Annotated in this window: 21 protein-coding genes; 7 read left to right on the top strand and 14 right to left on the bottom strand. The window is 57.9% G+C overall.

The window, feature by feature from the left end; all coding sequences use genetic code 11:
- Positions 1–42: 42 nt before the first annotated feature.
- Positions 43–1,992 carry an AsmA family protein gene (locus tag DHN12_RS05820; RefSeq protein WP_108859499.1) on the bottom strand — a complete coding sequence of 650 codons (1,950 nt, stop codon included), beginning with the start codon at positions 1,990–1,992 and terminating at the stop codon, positions 43–45.
- Between the two features lie 93 nt (positions 1,993–2,085).
- Between DHN12_RS05820 and rimO the strand changes: the two genes are divergently transcribed.
- A complete protein-coding gene (rimO, locus tag DHN12_RS05815) occupies positions 2,086–3,474 on the top strand; it encodes a 30S ribosomal protein S12 methylthiotransferase RimO (protein ID WP_108859319.1) in 1,389 nt (462 codons plus the stop codon).
- Positions 3,475–4,083: 609 nt separating this feature from the next.
- On the opposite strand, the gene DHN12_RS05805 is transcribed toward rimO, so the two are convergent.
- The gene (locus DHN12_RS05805; RefSeq protein WP_058275732.1) at positions 4,084–4,272 is read right to left on the bottom strand and encodes a hypothetical protein; all 189 of its coding nucleotides are present in this window, start codon (positions 4,270–4,272) and stop codon (positions 4,084–4,086) included.
- A 213-nt stretch (positions 4,273–4,485) separates the two neighbouring features.
- Here DHN12_RS05805 and DHN12_RS05800 point away from each other — a divergent pair, with 213 nt between their 5' ends.
- Positions 4,486–4,728: a CDGSH iron-sulfur domain-containing protein gene (locus DHN12_RS05800; RefSeq protein ID WP_108859317.1), complete on the top strand. Its 243-nt coding sequence runs from the start codon at positions 4,486–4,488 to the stop codon at positions 4,726–4,728.
- Here the strand turns inward: DHN12_RS05800 and DHN12_RS05795 are convergent, their stop codons facing one another.
- The 4 genes from DHN12_RS05795 to DHN12_RS05780 form a co-directional block, all read right to left on the bottom strand.
- Complete coding sequence (locus DHN12_RS05795) at positions 4,729–4,989, bottom strand: DUF6455 family protein (protein WP_108859316.1); 261 nt, start codon at positions 4,987–4,989, stop codon at positions 4,729–4,731.
- 65 nt (positions 4,990–5,054) lie between these two features.
- Positions 5,055–5,330 (bottom strand): DUF6455 family protein, encoded by a 276-nt coding sequence (locus tag DHN12_RS05790; RefSeq protein ID WP_108859315.1) that lies wholly within the window; start codon positions 5,328–5,330, stop codon positions 5,055–5,057.
- A 68-nt stretch (positions 5,331–5,398) separates the two neighbouring features.
- Positions 5,399–5,767 carry a YigZ family protein gene (locus DHN12_RS05785; RefSeq protein ID WP_108859314.1) on the bottom strand — a complete coding sequence of 123 codons (369 nt, stop codon included), beginning with the start codon at positions 5,765–5,767 and terminating at the stop codon, positions 5,399–5,401.
- Entirely contained in the window at positions 5,764–6,471 is a 708-nt protein-coding gene (locus DHN12_RS05780) for a M48 family metallopeptidase (RefSeq protein WP_108859313.1), read from the bottom strand. The genes DHN12_RS05785 and DHN12_RS05780 overlap by 4 nt, the downstream gene beginning before the upstream one ends.
- A 122-nt stretch (positions 6,472–6,593) precedes the next feature.
- On the opposite strand from DHN12_RS05780, the gene DHN12_RS05775 reads away from it, so the two are divergent.
- Complete coding sequence (locus DHN12_RS05775; protein WP_108859312.1) at positions 6,594–6,842, top strand: hypothetical protein; 249 nt, start codon at positions 6,594–6,596, stop codon at positions 6,840–6,842.
- On the opposite strand, the gene DHN12_RS05770 is transcribed toward DHN12_RS05775, so the two are convergent.
- On the bottom strand, positions 6,830–7,105 hold the full coding sequence (locus DHN12_RS05770; RefSeq protein WP_108859498.1) for a DUF167 domain-containing protein: 276 nt from the start codon (positions 7,103–7,105) through the stop codon (positions 6,830–6,832). The two genes, DHN12_RS05775 and DHN12_RS05770, sit on opposite strands and share 13 nt — an antisense overlap.
- A 138-nt stretch (positions 7,106–7,243) precedes the next feature.
- On the opposite strand from DHN12_RS05770, the gene DHN12_RS05765 reads away from it, so the two are divergent.
- Positions 7,244–7,822 carry a nitroreductase family protein gene (locus DHN12_RS05765; RefSeq protein ID WP_108859311.1) on the top strand — a complete coding sequence of 193 codons (579 nt, stop codon included), beginning with the start codon at positions 7,244–7,246 and terminating at the stop codon, positions 7,820–7,822.
- Positions 7,819–8,517 (top strand): EI24 domain-containing protein, encoded by a 699-nt coding sequence (locus DHN12_RS05760; protein WP_108859310.1) that lies wholly within the window; start codon positions 7,819–7,821, stop codon positions 8,515–8,517. The genes DHN12_RS05765 and DHN12_RS05760 overlap by 4 nt, the downstream gene beginning before the upstream one ends.
- Before the next feature lie 3 nt (positions 8,518–8,520).
- On the opposite strand, the gene DHN12_RS05755 is transcribed toward DHN12_RS05760, so the two are convergent.
- Both DHN12_RS05755 and mce read right to left on the bottom strand, forming a co-directional pair.
- The gene (locus tag DHN12_RS05755; RefSeq protein ID WP_108859309.1) at positions 8,521–8,796 is read right to left on the bottom strand and encodes a DUF1467 family protein; all 276 of its coding nucleotides are present in this window, start codon (positions 8,794–8,796) and stop codon (positions 8,521–8,523) included.
- A 21-nt stretch (positions 8,797–8,817) separates the two neighbouring features.
- Positions 8,818–9,222 (bottom strand): methylmalonyl-CoA epimerase, encoded by a 405-nt coding sequence (gene mce / locus DHN12_RS05750; protein WP_058275955.1) that lies wholly within the window; start codon positions 9,220–9,222, stop codon positions 8,818–8,820.
- A 134-nt stretch (positions 9,223–9,356) separates the two neighbouring features.
- On the opposite strand from mce, the gene DHN12_RS05745 reads away from it, so the two are divergent.
- Positions 9,357–10,073 carry a response regulator gene (locus DHN12_RS05745; RefSeq protein WP_108859308.1) on the top strand — a complete coding sequence of 239 codons (717 nt, stop codon included), beginning with the start codon at positions 9,357–9,359 and terminating at the stop codon, positions 10,071–10,073.
- A 247-nt stretch (positions 10,074–10,320) separates the two neighbouring features.
- On the opposite strand, the gene aspS is transcribed toward DHN12_RS05745, so the two are convergent.
- From aspS to DHN12_RS05725, 4 genes are all read right to left on the bottom strand, one after another.
- On the bottom strand, positions 10,321–12,096 hold the full coding sequence (gene aspS / locus DHN12_RS05740) for an aspartate--tRNA ligase (RefSeq protein WP_108859307.1): 1,776 nt from the start codon (positions 12,094–12,096) through the stop codon (positions 10,321–10,323).
- 78 nt (positions 12,097–12,174) lie between these two features.
- On the bottom strand, positions 12,175–12,846 hold the full coding sequence (locus DHN12_RS05735; RefSeq protein WP_234416562.1) for a CPBP family intramembrane glutamic endopeptidase: 672 nt from the start codon (positions 12,844–12,846) through the stop codon (positions 12,175–12,177).
- The gene (locus DHN12_RS05730) at positions 12,843–13,490 is read right to left on the bottom strand and encodes an aminotransferase class IV family protein (RefSeq protein WP_108859306.1); all 648 of its coding nucleotides are present in this window, start codon (positions 13,488–13,490) and stop codon (positions 12,843–12,845) included. Before DHN12_RS05730 ends, DHN12_RS05735 begins: the two co-directional genes overlap by 4 nt.
- Positions 13,445–14,572, bottom strand: coding sequence for an aminodeoxychorismate synthase component I (locus DHN12_RS05725; RefSeq protein ID WP_108859305.1), 1,128 nt, complete (start codon positions 14,570–14,572; stop codon positions 13,445–13,447). Before DHN12_RS05725 ends, DHN12_RS05730 begins: the two co-directional genes overlap by 46 nt.
- A gap of 176 nt (positions 14,573–14,748) precedes the next feature.
- Between DHN12_RS05725 and carB the strand changes: the two genes are divergently transcribed.
- The gene (gene carB / locus DHN12_RS05720; RefSeq protein WP_108859304.1) at positions 14,749–18,093 is read left to right on the top strand and encodes a carbamoyl-phosphate synthase large subunit; all 3,345 of its coding nucleotides are present in this window, start codon (positions 14,749–14,751) and stop codon (positions 18,091–18,093) included.
- Between the two features lie 333 nt (positions 18,094–18,426).
- On the opposite strand, the gene DHN12_RS05715 is transcribed toward carB, so the two are convergent.
- Positions 18,427–21,474 (bottom strand): efflux RND transporter permease subunit, encoded by a 3,048-nt coding sequence (locus tag DHN12_RS05715; RefSeq protein WP_108859303.1) that lies wholly within the window; start codon positions 21,472–21,474, stop codon positions 18,427–18,429.
- Positions 21,475–21,484 lie beyond the last annotated feature (10 nt).

The following is a 21,484-nucleotide window of genomic DNA, read 5'->3' as shown; positions in this document are numbered from 1 at the left end:
CGGGGCACTTTCCGCCCCGAAACCCTTGCGTATTGGCGCTGATTAGTTGCCGCCAAACAGCTTCAGCAGCCCCTTGTTCACTTCGTCTTCCAGTTTGTTCTTGATCGCGTCTTCGATCTGATCGCTGTCCGAAATCGTCGTATTCAGCTCGTCCCCGACCTTGTCCAAGACTTTCTGCTTGGCCTCATCTTCAAGCTCTTTGGCCTTTCCTTCGGCGACAGCTTCGATGACTTTGGTCAGATCCGGCTTAATCGACGGGTTGCTCCATGGCCCGACGATTTTCACTGGCACCGCGATGCCGTTACCCGAATTCGCGCGCAGCGCAACAGGCGTGAAAAGATAGTCGATATCGCGGTTGCCGATTCCGACCCGACCGGAACCGTCGGCCCGGAAGTTATCCAGGGACATAAACAGGTCGTAGTTCCACAATACCCCTTGATCCATGGTGAAGCTGGCGGACAGGCTGTTGAACACGGTTGTGCCGCCCTCGCCCCCGCTGCGACCCATCAGGCGGTCCAGATCAAACCCCGAGATCACGCCCTTGCCCACATCCACATGCCCCTTGCCGCTGAGTGAGCGCATAATCTGATCCTCGGTCTGTCCAACTCCCAGAAACTCAAACGACCCTGATCCGGTGCCGGACAACCGCTCGATCCCGCCAAGGGTGGACAGAGCTTGCTGTACGTCCATGCCATCCGCGGTCAGGTTACCGCCGACCGACAAACCGTTCCGGTTATTGGCAACCACCTGCCCGTTCAGATGCCCTGAAAACAATGTGGCAGGGTTCATCTGAAGAACCGCTCTGGATCGATCAAGGTTAAGCGTCAGATCGCTGGGTCCCAGCGTCAGACCCGGTACGGCAATGGAATTGGCTTTGAGGCGGACTTTGCCATTCGCCAAGGCCAGCGCTGACGCATCAATCGGGGTGGTCGACCACCCTTGGTCAGGCGACGGCGCCGACCCTCCGCCAGCGCCACCAGGCGTATCATTGAATTGAGTAAGATCTAGGTCACCGCCTTCCAGCCGTGCGGTAATCTGCGGCGGGTCCGAGATAACGATATCTGCCTCACCAGTCAGGCGATTATTATCCAGCAACGCCACCAAGTTGCGCAGCGAAATCCGACCATCGCTGGTATAGGTCATTTGCCCGGCCACGTCGGCCTCGCGCCCCAGACCCAATGGCACCCCAACACCGGCCTGACCAAAAGCAGCCAGCATACGTTCCGTGTTCGTCGTTTTGGCCAGCATTCTGCCATCCATTTCACCAGCCAGATTGACCCGGCCTGCAAAACCGAACTCTCCGCCGGGCGCGGTCATGGTCAAATCCAGCGGCGTTACCGCGCCGGACGCGTAGGCTGGCAGATCTTGAATCTTAAGGTCGACATCGACCGCCCCCCCGGGCACCGCCATCTGAGCCTGAACCTGCAGAGGCGTCGAAACGTTCGGCCAACTGGCCGCCAGATCGACATTGCCAAAATCGAACTTAGTCGCGCCATTTTCGATGTAGACCAAGCGCGCGTTCGTCAGCTTCAGATGATCCAGCGTCACCTCGCCCTGCTGCCCTTGCGGTCCCGCGCCGCTTGTGGCGCCTGCCGAGGCTGTGTTTGCGGGTGCAGAAAGTTCCCAATTCCCACGCCCATCCGAAAGTTCCAACCGCAGAACCGGATTATCGGCGATCACCCGTTTGATGCGCAGGTCCCCGGAGATCAGCGCTGCAGCATCAACCCCCACGGCCAGGCTTTCGGCGCTCAGCATTGGTTCAGGACCGGCCCATTGTGCATTTCCAAAAGTCACCGGACCGGTTTCCAGCCCCAGCACGGGCCAGAAAGACAGGTTCACATCGCCCGTAAGCTTCAGGTCACGCCCGGTTTGGGTGCGGACCTGTTCGGCCAATATGGTGGCCAGCTTGTCGCCGGGCATCAGCAGCAAGGCCCCGATGACCAAGCCAAAAACCGCCACCAACAGGAAAACTATGCGCAACAGCCACTTCATATTCTGCTCTCCGCCTTTTTCATGCGTTAAAAAGATCATCCAAAGCCTGCGCCGCATTTGCAAGGGGAAGCGTTCCCCACTATATGCCGCGCAATGACAACGAACCCGCCAAACCTCCGCCCCGACCTGGCGCCTGCCGCCCGGATGCCCGCGACGCCACGTTCGAACCAGCCGACCATCGGTATGGTCTCTTTGGGCTGCCCCAAGGCCCTAGTCGACAGTGAGCGTATACTGACGCGCCTGCGTGCCGAAGGATACGGTATCTCGCCCGACTATTCAGGGGCGGATGCCGTGATCGTGAATACCTGCGGGTTTCTCGACAGTGCCAAGGCCGAGTCGCTAGACGCAATTGGTGAGGCACTGGTGGAGAATGGCAAAGTCATCGTGACCGGCTGTCTGGGTGCGGAACCGGATTACATCCGCGAACATCACCCGCGCATAATGGCCGTTACCGGCCCTCACCAATACGAGCAGGTGCTGGATGCAGTGCATTCGGCAGTGCCGCCTGATCCTGACCCGTTTGTGGACCTGCTGCCCGCCGCAAGTGTGCAACTGACACCACGCCATTACAGCTATCTCAAGATATCCGAGGGCTGTAACCACAAATGCAAGTTCTGCATCATCCCCGACATGCGCGGCAAACTGGCCAGCCGCCCAGCCCACGCGGTACTGCGCGAAGCTGAAAAGCTGGTCGACAATGGTGTACGAGAATTGCTGGTGATCTCGCAGGATACATCCGCCTATGGGTTGGATCGGAAATACGATGTGAACCCGTGGAAGGACCGCGAGGTGCGCAGCCACATCACCGATCTGGCGCGTGAGCTGGGGCAGTTGGATGCCTGGGTTCGGCTCCACTATGTCTACCCCTACCCGCATGTTCGCGAGTTGATCCCCCTTATGGCAGACGCCGGATCCAACATCCTGCCCTATCTGGATATTCCGTTCCAGCATGCCCATCCGGACGTTCTGAAACGTATGGCGCGCCCGGCAGCGGCAGCCAAGACTTTGGAGGAGATCGCCGCATGGCGCGCAACCTGCCCGGACATCACGCTGCGGTCGACCTTTATCGTCGGTTATCCGGGCGAGACCGAGGCCGAGTTCCAGACCCTTCTGGATTGGATGGACGAGGCGCAACTGGATCGTGTTGGCTGCTTCCAATACGAAAACGTCGATGGCGCGCGATCAAACGACCTCCCGGATCACATACCAGCCGAGGTCAAACAAGAGCGTTGGGACCGCTTCATGGAAAAAGCGCAGGCCATCTCCGAGGCTAAGCTGGCCGCCAAGGTTGGCCAGACCATCGACGTGATCGTGGACGAGATTGATGACGAAGCCGCCACGTGCCGCACCAGGGCAGACGCGCCCGAGATCGACGGGAATCTGTTCATCGATGAGGGTTTTGATGACCTGAAACCTGGTGACATCGTGTCGGTCGAGATTGATGAGGCCGGCGAATACGATTTATGGGGTACACGCACCTAAGCCAAATGTGCCGTTCACCCTAGATAGGCAGAGCGTGATTTAAGTTTATTGGCTTGAGACGGGATTTTCCCGGACCATGAATGAAAACCTCAACTCGCTAGAAGGAGGGTTTTCATGTCATACTTTCGTGCGATCTCTTTCAATTGCATGGCCGCGATACTTGCGTCCCAACTTTTTGCCATCCCGGCGACCGCAGGCAGCATCACCGTTGAAACGAGCGGCCAAGTCGTTGTTGGGTCAAAGTCGCAGCATGTTCATAGCCGCAATAATATCCGCATTCACCGGCACTATTATTCTCCGAAAGTCTACACACACAAAGTCTACCACCCAAAACCGGTTCCTAAGAACGCGCCCTACGTTCAACAAAAGCTAAAAAAGAAATCCTATCGCTACCTTTATGCGCCACGGTACGAGTCAAAGCGTCAACACTATCACCGCAAGTCATTTGGACACGGATACTGACGGCTGGTGAGGCGTTGACTGCCCATTATCGACGCATTCTGATCCGAGCCCGCGTCGGCATAAAGCGGGCACAAAAAAACCACCCAACAAGGGCGGTCGGCTGCGTTGAGTAAGCGGGCGGCCAAAACAAGACCGCCCGCAGAATTCTTACTGAGCGACCGGGTTACAGATGGTCTGTCCCGCTTCGGTCGTGGCCAGCTCGGTTCCAGCCGGGCAGCTCGGTGTGCCGAACTTGTCGTATTCAGGCGTGATGTAAACCGGCGTCGGCTCTTCTTGCTGCGAGCATGCAGCCAGAACCAGGGCAATTGCGCTAACGGCAGCAAATTTAAGTTTCATGTCCGTCATTCCTCTAAAAATTTTCTCATATTGCCCTTTTTTCTGGGGCCAGTCTCAAAATACGACCTCGTTGAAATTATTGCAACAAAATCAATCACGGATTTGTGAGAGCGGCAAAACCATGCTGCTGTATAAAGAAAAAAAGCGCTCTACACGCCCCGTCCAAAGACCATATAGTTGTTTCGCGACATTAGCCAAAAGCGGAGCAGCCACATGTCAGATCAGCCGAAACCTGCCCAAAAAGCCCCCTACCCGGTCGACGTGACCGAAGGGAAAACCTATTTCTGGTGTGCCTGCGGCAAGTCAGAGCGTCAACCCTTCTGCGATGGTTCACATAAGGGAACCCAGTTTGAGCCGGTGAAGTTTACTGCCGAAACCAGCAAGAAGGTGTTCTTTTGCGGGTGCAAACAAACTGCCAATCCGCCGCTGTGCGACGGTTCGCATTCCAAGCTCTGACTAAGTCTTCAAAGCGTTCAGCGTTTCCGCATTCGCGCAGTATTCAGGGGCCGAATCGGCTTTGAACTGTTGTTTCGACAGCCACCTTTCGCATTGATCGCTGCACCCAGAGGCACGACAGCGCGTCACGATTTCCGCATAACCATTGGTGGTCAACCGCCCCTCGGCCATCGCTTCGGTCAACGAAACATCCATACATCTGGCCACCGACCGGGTTAGCCAAAAGTGTTTTTCCACGTCGCCCAGAATATCACGGGTCATTGGCAGATCTGCCTTTTGTTTGCACGAAGCGCCGTCAATCGCGGCGATGACGGAACATGATTTTCTTAGCTGCCGCGTTTGCTTTCCGACAGCGAAGTGAGGCGATCAAACAGGGCCGTGTTCCTGCAGTATTCCGGCGTTTTCTGATCTTGGGCAGATTGTGCCAGAAATTGCGCGCAATGATCTGGGTTCGAACAATCTCTGCAACGCAGGACCGCATCAGAGATCTGGTCAATCGAGACGTCACCGCCTATGGCCGCATCTTCCAGATCGACCCCGACGTGGGTTGCCATCTGGTCGACCAGTTCCGCATGTCGTTTCAGAGTATTTTTGCCAAGCATAGCGCTGTCTCCCTGTCGCAGAGTTCTGACAGGATAGCGCAGCGGCCCGACCAGGCATTTGACTCAGGTCAAGACCCGGTGCCGATATGGTCCAGATAGGCGCGGGTGGCGTCCTGCACCCTGCGAAAGCGGTCACCGCCTAGTTTTTTGCCCCCGTACCAGCGAGTGACAATGATGACGTGGCCCTCCAGTCCAGCCCTTTCGAGCATGCGCAGGATGACCATTCCGGCGCCACTTTCTCCGTCGTCGGCCTTGAGAGCCCCTGTCGGCAAGATCGCCGCCCAAGTATTATGCGTCGCCTTGGCATAGGCTTTGTCGGACTTGAGGTCTTGCAACACGGCATCCACGTCTTCACGCGTTTGCACCGCAGCCCCCGACACCGCGTATTTCGATCCACGATCCGTCAGGATTACGCCCAGCCTTGCTATTTGGGTCATTGCGTCAGCCCAAGTTTTCGGGCGGTGTTCTGAACCATCTGCACACGCTGCGCATTCGGCGGATGTGACGCCAGAAAACTGTCCTGCGGATCCGGGATGCGGTCAAAGTACTTTGCGCCGATCAACGGGTTATATCCGGCATTGTGAGTAATGATTGTACCCAACTGGTCAGCCTCAAGCTCGAAGGCCTTAACGTTCAATTGCACACCCACTTCCGCACCAATTTTCTGTGTACGCTCCAGGTCTTCGCCCTCTTCTCCAAAGAGCTTGCCCAGATTGTTGAAAATGACTGCGCTTTCCTGTGCGTTTTCGGCCTGGCGCGGAATGTGACGCAGCAGATGATGAGCAGTCTCGTGCCCGAGTACAAAAGCCAGCTCATCTGGATTTTGCGCCGACTGAATCATGGATCGGGTCATTATGATCACCGGCTGTCCCCTGTCATCCAAGGTCTGAAACGCATTCGCTTCCGCTTGTGGATTGAGATCAACAAGAACAGTGAATTCGCAATTTTTGACTTTGGCCCGCTTCAGACACTCTGCCCGGGCTTCCTTGCCGATGGAGCGGCTGACATCCCGAACCGCGGCCGCCTCTACCTGATACTCACCCAAGGTCCCCGCCCATTGGGTCGCGGGCTGCAATCGCATCTCGCCAGCACTACAGGCCGCCAGAAAAAGAGGAAGAAACAAACAGATCAGACGATACATTCATAATCCTTTGAAACGGTTGGCCCGTTTTCACGACCATAGCGCGGAGCCGCGCCAATCACCACAGCCCGATTGGTAAGGTACGGGTTGCATTGCATTCGGCTGACCTGCACTCTGCTTTCATGTTTTCGATTGAGCATGAATTCGACTCGACAGTCATTACTCTGGTGGACGAGGGCCCAAAGCCTTTGCAAGAGGATGTCGTCATCAACAGCTTCGCCGAATGTGTGACGCTTGAACAATTGGACCCGCGCACGGATCAGATTCAGAGGATCACGTTGTCCCCAGAACAGGTGCGCGATCTGGCGGCGGCTTTGGACTTGCCGGAAGGCGTGTACCAAATCCGGGAAACACCGGATCAGGGTGAATAGACAAATACCTTGTCGCGCGACGTCTGCCCCCGCCTGAGGATCAGAGTGGACGGTGCCACCCCCATGGCCACGGCCAATATGTTACGCGCCGCCTCGTTTGCATTGCCGTTTTCGGGCGGCGCGGTGACGGTGATGCGAATGCTTCCCTGATCGGTTAAAATCCCATCCTTCGCAGCTTTCGGCGTGACCCGGACCTCGATCCCTTCATCGGGTAGGGCGCGCGCGCTCAGATCCGGTACATTTCGCAGCTTTGGTTTGGCCATCTTCCCTCTCTTCTTCTTGAACACCCTTGCACGAACGCTCAGGGAGTGAAATTGATCTCCTGCATCCAGCCGCTTGCCCTTGAAACCCGCCAGATGTTCAACCACATACACAACCGCCTATGTAAAGGAAGTTAACATATGTCCTTGAAGAATCCGGCCGCTCTGGAGTTTCTGCAATCGCGCCGGTCGCGCCCCGCAAAAACGCTGATTGAACCCGCGCCCACGCGGGACCAGTTGTTACCCCTGCTAACGGCCGCGGCGCGCAGTCCGGATCATGGCAAGCTGGAACCCTGGCGTTTCATCGTGCTCGATAAAGGCGCTATGCCGCGTCTTGCGCAATTGACCGAAGAATGTGGCTCGGCGCTGGGTAAATCCGCTGAGGACATAGCCAAGGCCCGCAGTCAGTTCGACATGGGCCATCTGGCGGTCGCCGTGATCGAGGTTCAACAACCCTCCGCGAAAATCCCTGCAATCGAACAGACCTATTCCGCTGGCGCAGTGTGCTTGGCTTTGCTGAACGCGGCGCTTGCTGCGGGTTGGGGCGCAAACTGGCTGTCCGGTTGGCAGACCCACGACCGCGACTTTTGCCAAAAGGCGTTCGGGCTGCAAGAAAATGAACGCGTCGCGGGTCTAGTTCATATCGCGACCGAGGGCAAAGCACCGCCCGAAAGACCCCGCCCTGACGTGGATGGGTTGACGCAGTGGGTTTCGGAATGACCATTCTCAACGCCTTTTTTGCAGCGCTGGGACAGATCGGCGACCCAAAGTTCCGGGCTGTCCTATTGCGCGGCGTTGGTCTGACGATCGTTTTGCTGATCGCCGCTTGTGCTTTGGCAATCTGGCTGATCAACCGGCTGTCGGGGAACGAGATCTCTCTGCCCTTTATCGGTGCCGTGCCGTGGCTGAACGACGTGCTGAACTATTCCGGCATCTTTGTCGTCCTGATCCTGCCCGTATTTCTGATGGTTCCGGTTGCCTCGGCGATTACGTCGATGTTCCTGGAAGACGTCGCGCAAGCGGTCGAAGACAAGCATTACCCATCTTTACCAACTGTTCCCGGCATTCCGTTCAGCGAAAGCCTGCGCGACGGGCTGAGCTTCATGGGAGTTCTGATCGTTGCCAATCTGCTGGCGCTGATCCTCTATGCGATCTTTACTCCGCTCGCCCCCTTCATCTTCTGGGGCATGAACGGTTTCTTGTTGGGACGGGAATACTTTACGTTGGCTGCCATGCGCAGGTTGGGTCGGGAAGGTGCACGTAAGCTGCGCGCCAAACACGCAACGACCATCTGGATGGCAGGCATTTTGATGGCGATCCCGCTATCCGTGCCCCTGGTGAACCTTGTGATCCCAATCCTTGGCGTCGCAACGTTCACCCATGTCTACCACAAGCTATCAGGGCCTATGGCTTAAAGATCAGCCTCGCGGCTCCAGCTGGTTCAGCCAGTCGAAATCGCGCACGGAAATCACGCCGGACAGGATGACGCCTGCTATAATGGCCCAGAGCACCACCGTGATACCGGTGGTGATCCACATCTTTTTCTTCAGGTGATGCTCTTCCGGTGCGCCCGCGTGGGTGCCCGGAACGATATCACCCAGATCGCCCTGCGTCTTGATGCGGATTGGCAGCACCACCAGCAAGGTCATGAACCAGATCACGGCGAACAGAACGGCCGCACCAGTAATCGACATCTCATCCCCTCCGGGGTTAGGTTACACCTGTTCCAGCTCGACTAGGCAGCCGTTAAAATCTTTGGGGTGCAGGAACAGCACCGGTTTACCATGCGCACCGATCTTGGGCTCACCCGAACCCAGCACGCGTGCGCCGGTTTCCTTCAGGTGATCGCGGGCAGCGATGATATCCTCGACCTCATAGCAGACATGGTGGATGCCGCCAGCGGGGTTCTTTTCCAGAAACCCGTTGATCGGGCTGTCATCGCCCATCGGATAGAGCAGTTCTATCTTGGTATTAGGCAATTCGATGAACACAACTGTGACGCCGTGATCCGGCTCATCCTGTGGCGCGCCGACTTTCGCGCCCAGCGCGTTGCGGTACTGCTCAGAGGCGGCCTCAAGATCGGGTACGGCAATGGCTACGTGGTTCAGTCGACCAATCATGGAACTCTCCTCTATTCTGCGTTGCAGCGGTTATGGGGGCAGATTAAACAAAGAACAAGTGCGCCAAATTGCCGTTAACGCCCTGTTAGCCAGAAGTTCCTAGCGTGAGGTATCTGCTGATTAGGAGTTCCGCCATGGACGATTCGAGCCCCTTCGCCTCTCCCGCGCAGCCGACGGCCACGCGGCCCCTGCTGGGACAAACTATTCTGGTTGTGGAAGACAGCCGCTATGCCTGCGACGCCATCCGCTTGATGTGCCTGCACAGCGGCGCGCGCATCAGGCGGGCGGATTGCCTGCAATCGGCACGGCGTCACCTGCAGATCTACCGCCCGTCTGTCATCATTGTGGACATGGGTCTGCCGGACGGGTCCGGCGCGGATCTGATCGCCGATCTGTCTGAGGCTGCGCCCCGTATTGGGGCCATTCTTGGCATGTCCGGGGATGACCACATGAAACGCACCGCAATGCGGGCCGGTGCTGATGGGTTTCTGGAAAAACCCCTCAAATCGCTGGCCTATTTCCAGACATCCGTTTTGGAACGTTTGCCCGAAGATCGCCGCCCCAGCAGCCTGCATGCCGTCCGGGATGAGATCATTAACGCCGATCCGTTGGCCTATCAGGATGACATGGCCCATATCGCCGACATTCTGGCCGGTCCGAATGATCAGCGCACGCTGGATTACGCGGCACAGTTTCTGCGCGGGGTCGCCCGCGATGCCGACGATACAGTTCTGGCAGAAGCGGCGCAGCGGCTTGCCGAATCCCGGGCAGACGGGACCCCAGTAACGGCCGTGGCCGCTCAGGTCGCCGGGATTGTGCAGACCCGTTTGGAACAACGTGAGGCGATTTGAGATGATGACCGCTTACTTCATAACCGCAACGATCCTGTGCCTTTGGGTCTACTGGCAAACCCGCGCTACCGCCCGTGATATTCGCTCCAGCCGGAAGTCATTTAAGGACCCATGGGAATAGGTCGCCAACAAACGGGCTATGCAGACCTGTGACCAAGCTATGAATACCGGTCCATAGCCATGACCTTTGTACAAGCGCAAACCATGAGAAAACCCGCTGCAGGGTAAGCAGCGGGTTTTGTCATTCTCAGTCTTGAGGGATGATCCGCAGGCCCAGCTCCATCATCTGATCCGAAGTCGGATCGGATGGTGCGTCCATCATCAGGTCCTCGGCACGCTGGTTCATGGGGAACATCATGACCTCGCGGATGTTGGCTTCATCGGCCAGCAGCATCACGATACGGTCGATACCAGCGGCGCAGCCACCGTGCGGCGGGGCACCAAAATGGAAGGCGTTGAACAACGCACCAAAGCGACTTTTGACTTCATCCTCGCCATAGCCTGCCAGCTCAAAGGCCTTCAGCATGATCTCGGGCTTGTGGTTTCGGATCGCACCCGACACCAGCTCATATCCATTACAGGCGAGGTCGTACTGATAGCCGCGCACGTCCAGAGGATTGCCTTCCAGAGCCTCCATTCCGCCCTGCGGCATCGAGAACGGGTTGTGTTCAAAGTCGATGGCACCGGATTCTTCGTCCTGCTCGTAGATCGGAAAATCCACGATCCAGGCAAAGGCGAAGCGGTCTTTCTCGGTCAGGTTCAGTTCCTCACCGATAACATCACGCGCTTTACCAGCGACCTTTTCAAAGGCTTTGGGCTTGCCACCCAGGAAGAATGCCGCATCGCCGACACCCAGACCCAGTTGCTGACGGATGGCCTCGGTGCGTTCGGGGCCGATGTTTTTAGCCAGCGGACCTGCGGCCTCCATCCCTTCGCCCTGATCGCGCCAGAAGATGTAACCCATGCCGGGCAGACCCTCTTTCTGAGCAAAGGCGTTCATGCGGTCGCAGAACTTACGGCTACCACCGGTCGGCGCGGGGATGGCGCGGATTTCGGTGCCTTCCTGCTCCAACAGCTTCGCGAAAATCGCGAAGCCAGACCCGCGGAAGTGGTCAGAGACCACTTGCATTTTAATAGGGTTGCGCAGGTCCGGCTTGTCGGAACCGTACCACAATGCAGCATCCTTGTAGGAAATCTGCGGCCATTCCTGATCGACCTTACGCCCTCCGCCGAACTCTTCGAACACGCCGGTTAGAACCGGCTGGATCGTGTCGAACACGTCCTGCTGTTCGACAAACGACATCTCAAGGTCAAGCTGGTAGAAATCAGTGGGCGAGCGGTCGGCACGCGGGTCTTCGTCACGGAAGCATGGCGCGATCTGAAAATACTTGTCGAAGCCCGACACCATGATCAGCTGTTTGAACTGCTGTGGGGCCTGTGGCAGCGCGTAGAACTTGCCCGGGTGCAAACGCGACGGCACAAGGAAGTCACGCGCGCCTTCAGGCGACGATGCGGTGATGATCGGCGTCTGGTACTCGCGGAAGCCCTGATCCCACATGCGCTTGCGCATCGAGGCGACAACGTCCGAGCGCAGGGTCATGTTGTTCTGCATCGCCTCGCGGCGCAAGTCCAGGTAACGGTAGCGCAGACGCGTTTCTTCGGGGTATTCCTGATCTCCGAACACCATCAGCGGCAGTTCGTCAGCCGCGCCCAGAACCTCAAGCTCCCGCACGTAAACTTCAATCTCACCGGTCGGCAGTTTCGAATTCACCAGCTCCGGGTCACGTGCTTTGACGGTGCCGTCGATGCGGATACACCATTCCGAACGTACTTTCTCAAGCTCGGCAAAAGCTGCACTGTCACCATCACACAGAACCTGTGTCACACCGAAATGATCGCGCAGATCGATGAACAGCACGCCGCCGTGATCTCGTACCCGATGCACCCAACCGGACAGGCGGACGGTTTCACCGACATTGGCGGCGGTCAGTGCGGCGCAGGTGTGGCTGCGGTAGGCGTGCATGGATTTATCCCTTCGGGCGTAGAATTCGTCGCGCCGGTACACCCTGTCAGGCTTGGAAAGTCAAGGCAGGTCGCGCCGTCAAAACGGCCTTTGCACGTTGCCGGAATAGAAATAGATGCCCAGACCCGCCGCAAAGATAGCATTCCCCGCAATAGCGTGCAGCAGGACCGCGTAAAAAAACGACCCGCGTTGGCGGTAGGCCCAAGTGAACAACAGCCCTCCGCCGAAGGTCATGATGGCGACGATCCAGCTCCAGTACATCAGGTGGGCCAGCGAAAACAGGGACGCGTTCAGTAGGTAAGCCGCCTTCCCGTTTGGAAGGATCGCCTGGTAGCGGCGGAAAAACAGTGATCGGAACAGAAGCTCTTGCGGCAGAGCCGAAGCAATCGGGTACGCCAGCCAGATCACTGCCAGGAATTCGGGCCGGTAGAGAAGCATGCGAAATGCAACGTCCGGTCGCATCGCCATAACGACCGCCGAGCAAAACGCCGTCATGGCAACAGCAAAAAGAGCGATTTCGCGCCACGTCCAATTGCGCCAGTTGTACCGAAGTTCGGACCAGGTAAAACCGGGCGTGTAATGGAGCAGGATGATACCGATGGCCGTGAAGGTGAACAGCGACGGAAACATCCAATTCGGAGGGAAAAAGACCGCGATCAGAACTGGCACAGCGACAAAGAACAGGCCGAACTCCAGCCGTAGCCGCAGGTGATGCGTTCCGTCGCGCGCCCAATCGCTCTGTTTGCTCACAATACCGCCAATTCCGACCGGATCAGGCCACGTAAGGAATTCCCTACGAAAACTTTTTCCGCGTTTTGCAGATCGGTCAAGGACAAGACGCTTTCGGTAACCTGTTTATTATCAAGTAGTTCTTCTCGCAGAATTCCCGGAAGCAATCCGCAGGTCAGCTTTGGCGTCAGACGTCGGCCGTCCGGCATGTGCAGGAACAGGTTGGTGATGGTCCCTTCGCACAGCTCGTCACGCTCGTTCAGGAACAGAAATTCGTCTATTCCGTCCGGCAGCGATGCGCGAGCCGTGTCGTAAACAGAGCGTTGGGTCGTCTTGTGCTGCAACCAAACATCCGACGCGGAAAGCCGCATTTTGGTGACCGCGACCCGCCATAATGGTGGGTTACCGGCCAGTACTCCGGTTGTCACATCGTATGTTCCATCAACTGCCAGCGTAAGCCGGCAACGCTGAGGTGATTGCCCTACGACATTGTCCAGTGCCTGGATAGCGGCGCCCGCATCGAAAGGAATGCCCATGGCCACAGCTGACCGAGCCATACGGGCCAGATGCCGATCTCGGCGAACGAACCCTTGCCCGGGTCGAAAGGCCAGTGTTTCGATCAGGCGGAAGTCAGGGTCAGCTGGTGGGCAAAGCGAGCTTTCCATAGCGCTTCCTCATATTCCGATGGGGCCGTGCTGTCCCAGATCACTCCACCGCCGACGTTGAGGGTGGCCGAGCCATCCTCGACCATCAGCGTCCGGATCGCCACGTTGAATTCTGAACGCCCGTCCGGCGCGGCCCAGCCGATCGCACCGCAATAAACATCGCGAGGCCAGGGTTCGAGATCGGACAAAATCTCCATGGCTCGAATTTTGGGAGCACCGGTGATGGAACCGCAGGGAAACAGAGCCGTCAGGATATCGGACAGCTCGGCGCCCATGTGCAGCTGCGCCTGCACCAGCGAGATCATCTGATGCACAGTCGCATAGGTTTCGACCTTGAACAGCTCGGGCACCTTGACGGATCCGGGCATCGCGACGCGGCTGATATCGTTGCGCAACAGATCCACGATCATCAGGTTTTCAGCCCGGTTCTTTTCGTCGACCGCCAGGAACGCCCGACGCCGGGCGTCTTCAGCCATATCCTCGCTGCGGGGTTGGGTCCCCTTCATCGGGCGGGTTTCGATCCCGCGGTCCGCGTTCGTGCGAAAGAACAGCTCGGGAGACCGGCTGAGCAGGTCGGGCAAACCATCCTGCTGGATCAGCGCGCCGTGACCAACGGGCTGTCCGGCCGTGAGCGCAGCATAAAGCGCGGCGCTGTCGCCCTCTACAGTCATATCAATCGGGAATGTCAGGTTGGCCTGATAGATATCCCCTGCCCCAATGGCGTCATGCACGTGTCGAAACGCCTGCGTGTACCGTCCCTCGTCCCAACGCGGTTCAAAATGGGTCACCCCGCCGGATGCAGCGGGCAATTCCCGCTGAATGGGGCGATCATAAACGCCGAAGCATAGTAAAGGCAGCCGGCGGCCATCTGGCATGCGGTCATACAGACGCGGTTCCAGCACGTACCCAAGCTCATAGCTGGCATAGCCGGCCAACCAAGCCCCTTGCGCGCGCGCCTCGTCCAGCGCCTCCAACGCTTGGGGCACGTCCTCCGCATTGTCCGCGCGGATCATCTCGGCTGGCCGGTCAAAACTGGTTCCTGACCCGGCTGGCCCCTGATCAAAACGAATACGCAATTGCATCCTCATTTGCCGTGCTGCGCGGTATAGAGAATACGCCGCCAAGGGAAAGGGGGGAAAGCGGCAATTTCGCCCCTGTTTCCGATCCCCCTTGCACCTTTTCGCGCGGTCCCTATAACGCAGGACAATTTGGGCGCTTGGGGGTGCCCTGAATCGCGGACAATCGAAGGAACGTGGCCATGCCGAGAAGAACCGACATTCAGTCGATCATGATCATCGGGGCGGGCCCCATTGTTATTGGTCAGGCTTGCGAGTTCGACTATTCCGGCGCTCAGGCCTGCAAGGCACTACGGGAAGAAGGATACCGGGTCATTCTGGTGAACTCAAACCCCGCCACGATCATGACCGACCCCGGGCTGGCCGACGCGACATATATCGAACCGATCACGCCAGAAGTTGTCGCCAAGATCATTGAAAAAGAACGCCCCGACGCGCTGCTGCCCACCATGGGCGGGCAGACCGGCCTGAACACCTCGCTCGCGCTGGAAGAGATGGGCGTGCTGGACAAGTTTGGCGTCGAGATGATCGGTGCCAAGCGCGACGCCATTGAAATGGCCGAAGACCGCGCCTTGTTCCGCGAGGCGATGGACCGGCTGGGCATCGAAAACCCCAAGGCCGAGATCGTGACTGCCCCCAAGAACGAAAGCGGCAAGAAAGATCTGGACGCCGGTGTGGCGCTGGCCCTCGAAACCCTTGAAAATGTGGGCTTACCCGCCATCATCCGCCCCGCCTTTACGCTGGGCGGCACAGGCGGCGGCGTGGCGTATAACCGCGAAGACTATATCCATATTTGTCGCACCGGCATGGATGCCTCGCCAGTGGGCCAGATCCTAATCGACGAAAGCCTTTTGGGATGGAAAGAATACGAGATGGAGGTGGTGCGCGACACCGCCGACAACGCCATCATCGTCTGTTCCATCGAAAACATCGACCCAATGGGCGTGCACACGGGTGACTCGATCACCGTTGCCCCGGCCCTGACGCTGACCGACAAAGAATACCAGGTCATGCGCAATCACTCGATTGCCGTGCTGCGCGAGATTGGGGTCGAGACCGGCGGCTCGAACGTGCAATGGGCGATCAACCCGGTCGACGGACGGATGGTCGTGATCGAGATGAACCCGCGCGTATCGCGGTCTTCGGCGTTGGCGTCAAAGGCAACCGGTTTCCCGATTGCCAAGATCGCCGCCAAGCTGGCTGTGGGCTACACGCTGGACGAGTTGGACAACGACATCACCAAGGTCACCCCGGCCAGCTTTGAGCCGACCATCGACTATGTTGTCACCAAGATCCCAAAATTCGCGTTCGAGAAGTTCCCCGGCTCCGAGCCCTACCTGACCACCGCGATGAAATCGGTGGGTGAGGCGATGTCCATCGGCCGCACGATCCACGAATCGATGCAAAAGGCGCTGGCTTCAATGGAATCAGACCTGACCGGGTTTGATGAGATTGAAATCCCCGGCCTGAACGTAGGCGTCTGGGACGAAGCCGACGACAAGGCCGCCGTTATCAAGGCGATTAGCCAGCAGACGCCCGACCGTCTGCGCACCATTGCTCAAGCAATGCGCCACGGGCTGACCGATGATGAGATCTTTGGCGTCACCAAGTTCGACCCTTGGTTCCTTGCCCGTATCCGCGAGATCATCGAAGCCGAACGCCAAGTGCGCAAAGACGGCCTGCCCGTGACCGAGGAAGGCATCCGTAAGCTCAAGATGCTGGGCTTTACTGACGCGCGTTTGGGAAATCTGACTGGTCGTGACGAAGACAACGTCCGCCGGGCGCGCCGCAATCTGGGCGTTACAGCCGTGTTCAAACGCATCGACACCTGCGCCGCCGAGTTCGAGGCGCAGACGCCCTATATGTACTCGACCTACGAAGCCCCCATGATGGGTGACGTAGAATGCGAGGCGCGTCCGTCTGACCGCAAGAAAGTCGTCATCCTTGGCGGTGGCCCGAACCGGATTGGTCAAGGCATCGAGTTTGACTATTGCTGCTGCCACGCCTGTTTCGCGCTGACCGACGCTGGTTATGAAACCATCATGATCAACTGCAACCCCGAGACCGTGTCGACCGACTACGACACCTCGGATCGTCTGTATTTTGAACCTCTGACTTTCGAACACGTCATGGAAATCCTGACGAAGGAACAGGAAAACGGCACCCTGCACGGCGTGATTGTTCAGTACGGCGGTCAGACCCCCCTGAAACTGGCCAACGCGCTGGAAGCCGAAGGCATTCCGATCCTGGGCACCACTCCGGATGCCATCGATCTGGCCGAAGACCGTGAACGCTTTCAGGCGCTGGTTAATGATCTGGGCCTGAAACAGCCCAGAAACGGCATCGCATCAACCGACGCGCAGGCGCTGGATATTGCTGAAGAGATCGGTTTCCCGCTGGTGATCCGCCCCTCTTACGTTCTGGGTGGTCGCGCGATGGAAATAGTGCGCGATATGGATCAACTGAGGCGCTACATCAACGAGGCCGTGGTCGTCTCGGGCGACAGCCCAGTACTGCTGGACAGCTACTTGGCTGGTGCAGTTGAGCTGGACGTGGACGCGCTGTGCGACGGCACTGACGTGCATGTGGCTGGCATCATGCAGCATATCGAAGAGGCGGGCGTCCATTCCGGCGACTCGGCCTGTTCGCTGCCGCCCTACTCGCTATCGGCAGAGATTATCGATCAGATCAAGGGCCAGACGTTCAAGCTGGCCAAAGCGCTGAACGTTGTCGGCCTGATGAATGTGCAGTTCGCGATCAAAGACGATGAGATCTACCTGATCGAAGTGAACCCGCGCGCCTCGCGGACAGTACCGTTTGTGGCCAAGGCGACCGACAGCGCAATTGCTTCGATTGCAGCGCGCGTCATGGCCGGTGAGAAACTGTCGAACTTCCCCATGCGCCCCGCTTATAAGGAAGGTCAGGACACCAAGATTGCCGACCAGATGACGCTGGCCGATCCGGACATGCCGTGGTTCTCGGTGAAAGAGGCTGTTTTGCCTTTTGCCCGCTTCCCCGGCGTTGACACCATTCTGGGCCCGGAAATGCGTTCCACTGGCGAGGTCATGGGCTGGGACCGCGACTTCCCGCGTGCTTTCCTCAAGGCGCAGATGGGCGCAGGCATGGTTCTACCGTCCTCGGGTCGCGCATTTATCTCGATCAAGGACGCCGATAAAGGTGCCGCTATGCTTGAAGCCGCTCAAGTTCTGACGGAACAAGGCTTCTCGCTTGTCGCGACCCGCGGCACACAAAGCTGGCTGGCCGAGCAGGGCGTTGCCTGTGAGATCGTCAACAAGGTCTATGAGGGCCGCCCGGACGTGGTCGATATGTTGAAAGACGGCCAGGTTCAGCTGTTGATGAACACCACCGAAGGTGCTCAAGCGGTTGAGGACAGCAAAGCCATCCGATCCATCGCACTGTATGACAAGATCCCGTACTACACGACGGCTGCTGCAAGCCACGCCGCCGCGCTGGCGATCAAGGCGCAGGCCGAGGGTGATGTCGAGGTTAGATCGCTGCAGGGCTGATCGGCCTTAACCTGCTTACAAGACCGAACATTTCGCGCGCCCGTTGACCTTATGTCGCCGGGCGCGCATCTTTTCTATGATAGAGCAGAAGGAAAAAAACAAATGCGCAGGTTTATGGTTTTCGCCGCAATTATGACGCTTGCAGCGTGTGATGTGCCCTTTGTCCCGATGATCTAAAAACGTGCGGGCTGCGGCACCGATTCGACGAACTTTTTCACACCTGATTTTTATGTCACTTATCTGCGTGATCCCGATGGGAACAAGCTGTCCTGATTTTCTATCACTACAACCCAGCAAGGGACCCGGGCGACTGAAATCGCCGCCCGGGACATCTTACGCAGCGGCTTCTTTCATCTCACGCTTTTCATCCCGCGCGAAGAAGATCATGTAGAAGACGGGCGCTGCGACCATCGTCAGGATTGTCGCGAAGGCCAGGCCGCCCATAATCGTTACCGCCATGGACTTGAAGAACGCATCCGTCAGCAATGGCGCCATGCCCAGAATAGTGGTGATCGCGGCCAGCATCACTGGGCGCAGACGTGAGACCGAGGCCTCGATAATCGACTCGCGCAAGCCTTTGCCGGTTTCGCGGACCAGATCGATTTCCTCGACCAGAACAATTCCGTTCTTGATCAGCATTCCCGACAGGCTGAGCAGACCCAGCAGCGCCGTGAATGTGAACGGCAGACCCGTGCCCAGCAGTCCAATGACTACGCCATTCACGGACATCGGCACCAGCAACCAGATGATAATCGGCTGACGAATGGCGTTAAAAATCAGCACCGAAATCAGCACCATGATCAGCAGGCTGACCGGCAACTGACGGCCCAGGCTTTCGTTGGCGTCACCGGCGTTTTCGAACTCGCCGCCCCACTCCATGCGATACCCTGCGGGCAGTTCCATCTCTTCGATGGCAGCGCGCACTTCCGAGTGGACCTGAGCCGCCGTCAAACCCGCCGGAATTTCGGCGCCGACGGTAATGGTCAGCACCCGGTCACGACGATGAACCAGCGTGTTGAGCGATTTGTACTCGAACCCGTCGACCATCTGTTCGATTGGCACAAACTTTTCGGACTGGTCCGAGTACACGACCTGATCGACGATCGAGTAATCTCCGTCCGCAGGGCGGCGGATGATGATCGGGATCAAACGGTCGCGTTCCCGGAATACACCCGCCCTGATACCATCGGTCGAAAATTGCAGCGTTCCGGCGATATCTTCACGGGTGACACCGGCAGTCTGCGCTCGTTCTGTCGCATAGATAGGCTGAACCGCCAGTTCTTTCTCACGCCAGTCCTGATAGACATGCAAAGCGTTCTCGGACGCACCGCGCATCCGCTGAATCGCCTCGTCCGCAAGCTGCCGCAGAACGGCCGGATCACTGCCCGAGAACCGGGCCTGGATCGGATCACCGCCGCCGGGGCCAAAGATCAGACGCTTGGTGCGGAACTCGCCTTCCGGGAATTGAGCCGAGCCAAACGCCTCTAGATCAGCCTGCAATGCGGGAATGTCATCCAGAGTTTCGGTACGGATGATCATGTGGCCATAGCTGGGGTTCGGTTTCTCTGCCGAATAGGTCAGCAGAAACCGGGTTGCCCCCTGCCCAACAAATGTGGTGACGGCAACGACATCGTCGCGTTTGTCCAGCCATTCTTCGAATACGGCCATATCCTCGGCCGTTCGCGCGATGGGCGTACCTTGCGGCAGTTTGTAGTGCACGAAGAACAGCGGCGTGTTCGAATCCGGGAAGAACTGCTGTTTGACCAGTCCAAACCCGGCGAAACAGGCAACAGTGACGCTAATCAAACCGGCAACAACCAGCCAGCGAAACCGGAGCGCCCAGCGCAGGATGCTGCCGTAGACACGGAACATGATCCCGCCATAGGCATCCACAGCGCCTGCCTCACCCTGCTTGAAGAAATAGTGGCCCAGCATTGGTGTCACCGTCAGTGCCAGCACCCAGCTCAGCAGCAGTGAAATACCGATCACCGCAAACAGAGAGAACAGGAACTCGCCCGTCGCATCCGGGCTAAGACCGATCCCTGCAAAGGCCATGATCCCGATGACGGTCGCGCCCAACAACGGGATTTGCGTCTTGGACGCGGCCTCATCCGCGGCATCGCGCGAGTTTTTCCCGCGCAGCATTGCGATCTGCATGCCCTCAGCCACAACGATGGCGTTATCCACCAGCATTCCCATCGCGATGATCAGTGCTCCCAGCGAAATCCGCTCCATCTCGATCGAGAACATCGACATGAACAGCAGCGTTCCCACCACGGTCAACAACAGGGTTGAGCCGACAACAACCGCCGCGCGCCATCCCATAAACACCGCGAGTACGATAACCACAATGGTCACGGACATGGCCAGATTTACCAGAAAGTCATTCGAGGCCTGCTCGACCACCACGTGCTGTTGGTAGATCGGCAGGATTTCGACGCCAAACGGGATTTGCGAGTCCAGCTCGGCGAATTTTGCATCAGCGCGTTTGCCGACCTCGACAATGTTTTCGGTGGACAGACCCGCAATGCCCAATGTGAAAGCTTCGGTCCCGTTGAACCGGATCATCACCTCGGGGTCGGTCTGGCGGCCACGATATACGTCGGACATATCAAACAGGTTGATCACCTGCCCTTGCGAGCCTACCGACAATCCCGCAATCGCTGAGACACTGTCCGACCCTTCGGCAGTCAGGATGGTCGTGCGGTCATTCTCTGAGCGGACCGAGCCCGAAGCGTTCACCGAATCCGCATTGGCAATGGCCTCGTTGAGGGACTGCAGTGGCACATTCTGGTTCACCGAGATGGCCAGATCGGGCTCTACAAAGATCGCCTCTTGCGGCAGGCCCATTACTTCTACGTCTGCGACGCCTTCGACGGTCAGCAATTCGCGCCGCAAGTAGGTAGACAGTTCGTGTTTTTCAGCGTCTGAAAACCCATCAGCCGTTACCGCATAGAACAGGCCGAACACGTCGCCGAACCTGTCGTTGACCAGCGGCGCCTGCACTCCGGACGGCAGGCTGCGGGCCGTGTCACGCACCTTAGCGCGCAGCTTGGTCCAGATTTCAGGTAATTCGGTTCCGTCATATGTCGATTGGATCTCAACCTCGATCAGCGAAAGACCAGGCTGGTTAACGGATGTGATCGTATCAACCTCACCCATTTGCTGGATAGCGGATTCCAGTGGCTCGGATACCTCCAGCGCCACCTGTTCAGCCGTTGCACCGGGATATTGGGTCACAATGACCGCGTTTTTGATGGTGAAAGCCGGATCTTCAAGACGTCCCAATGACAGGAACCCCCAGACGCCACCAAACAGGGCGATCAGTATTATCAGCCACGTATAGATCGGGCGATCAATGGATGCGCGCGCAATGTTCATTGATCCGCCC

It is taken from the genome of Ruegeria sp. Alg231-54, assembly GCF_900143525.1.
Classification (GTDB): domain Bacteria; phylum Pseudomonadota; class Alphaproteobacteria; order Rhodobacterales; family Rhodobacteraceae; genus Ruegeria.
The sequence above is the reverse complement of the archived record's forward strand: the minus strand, read 5'-3'. Positions and strand labels throughout refer to the sequence as shown.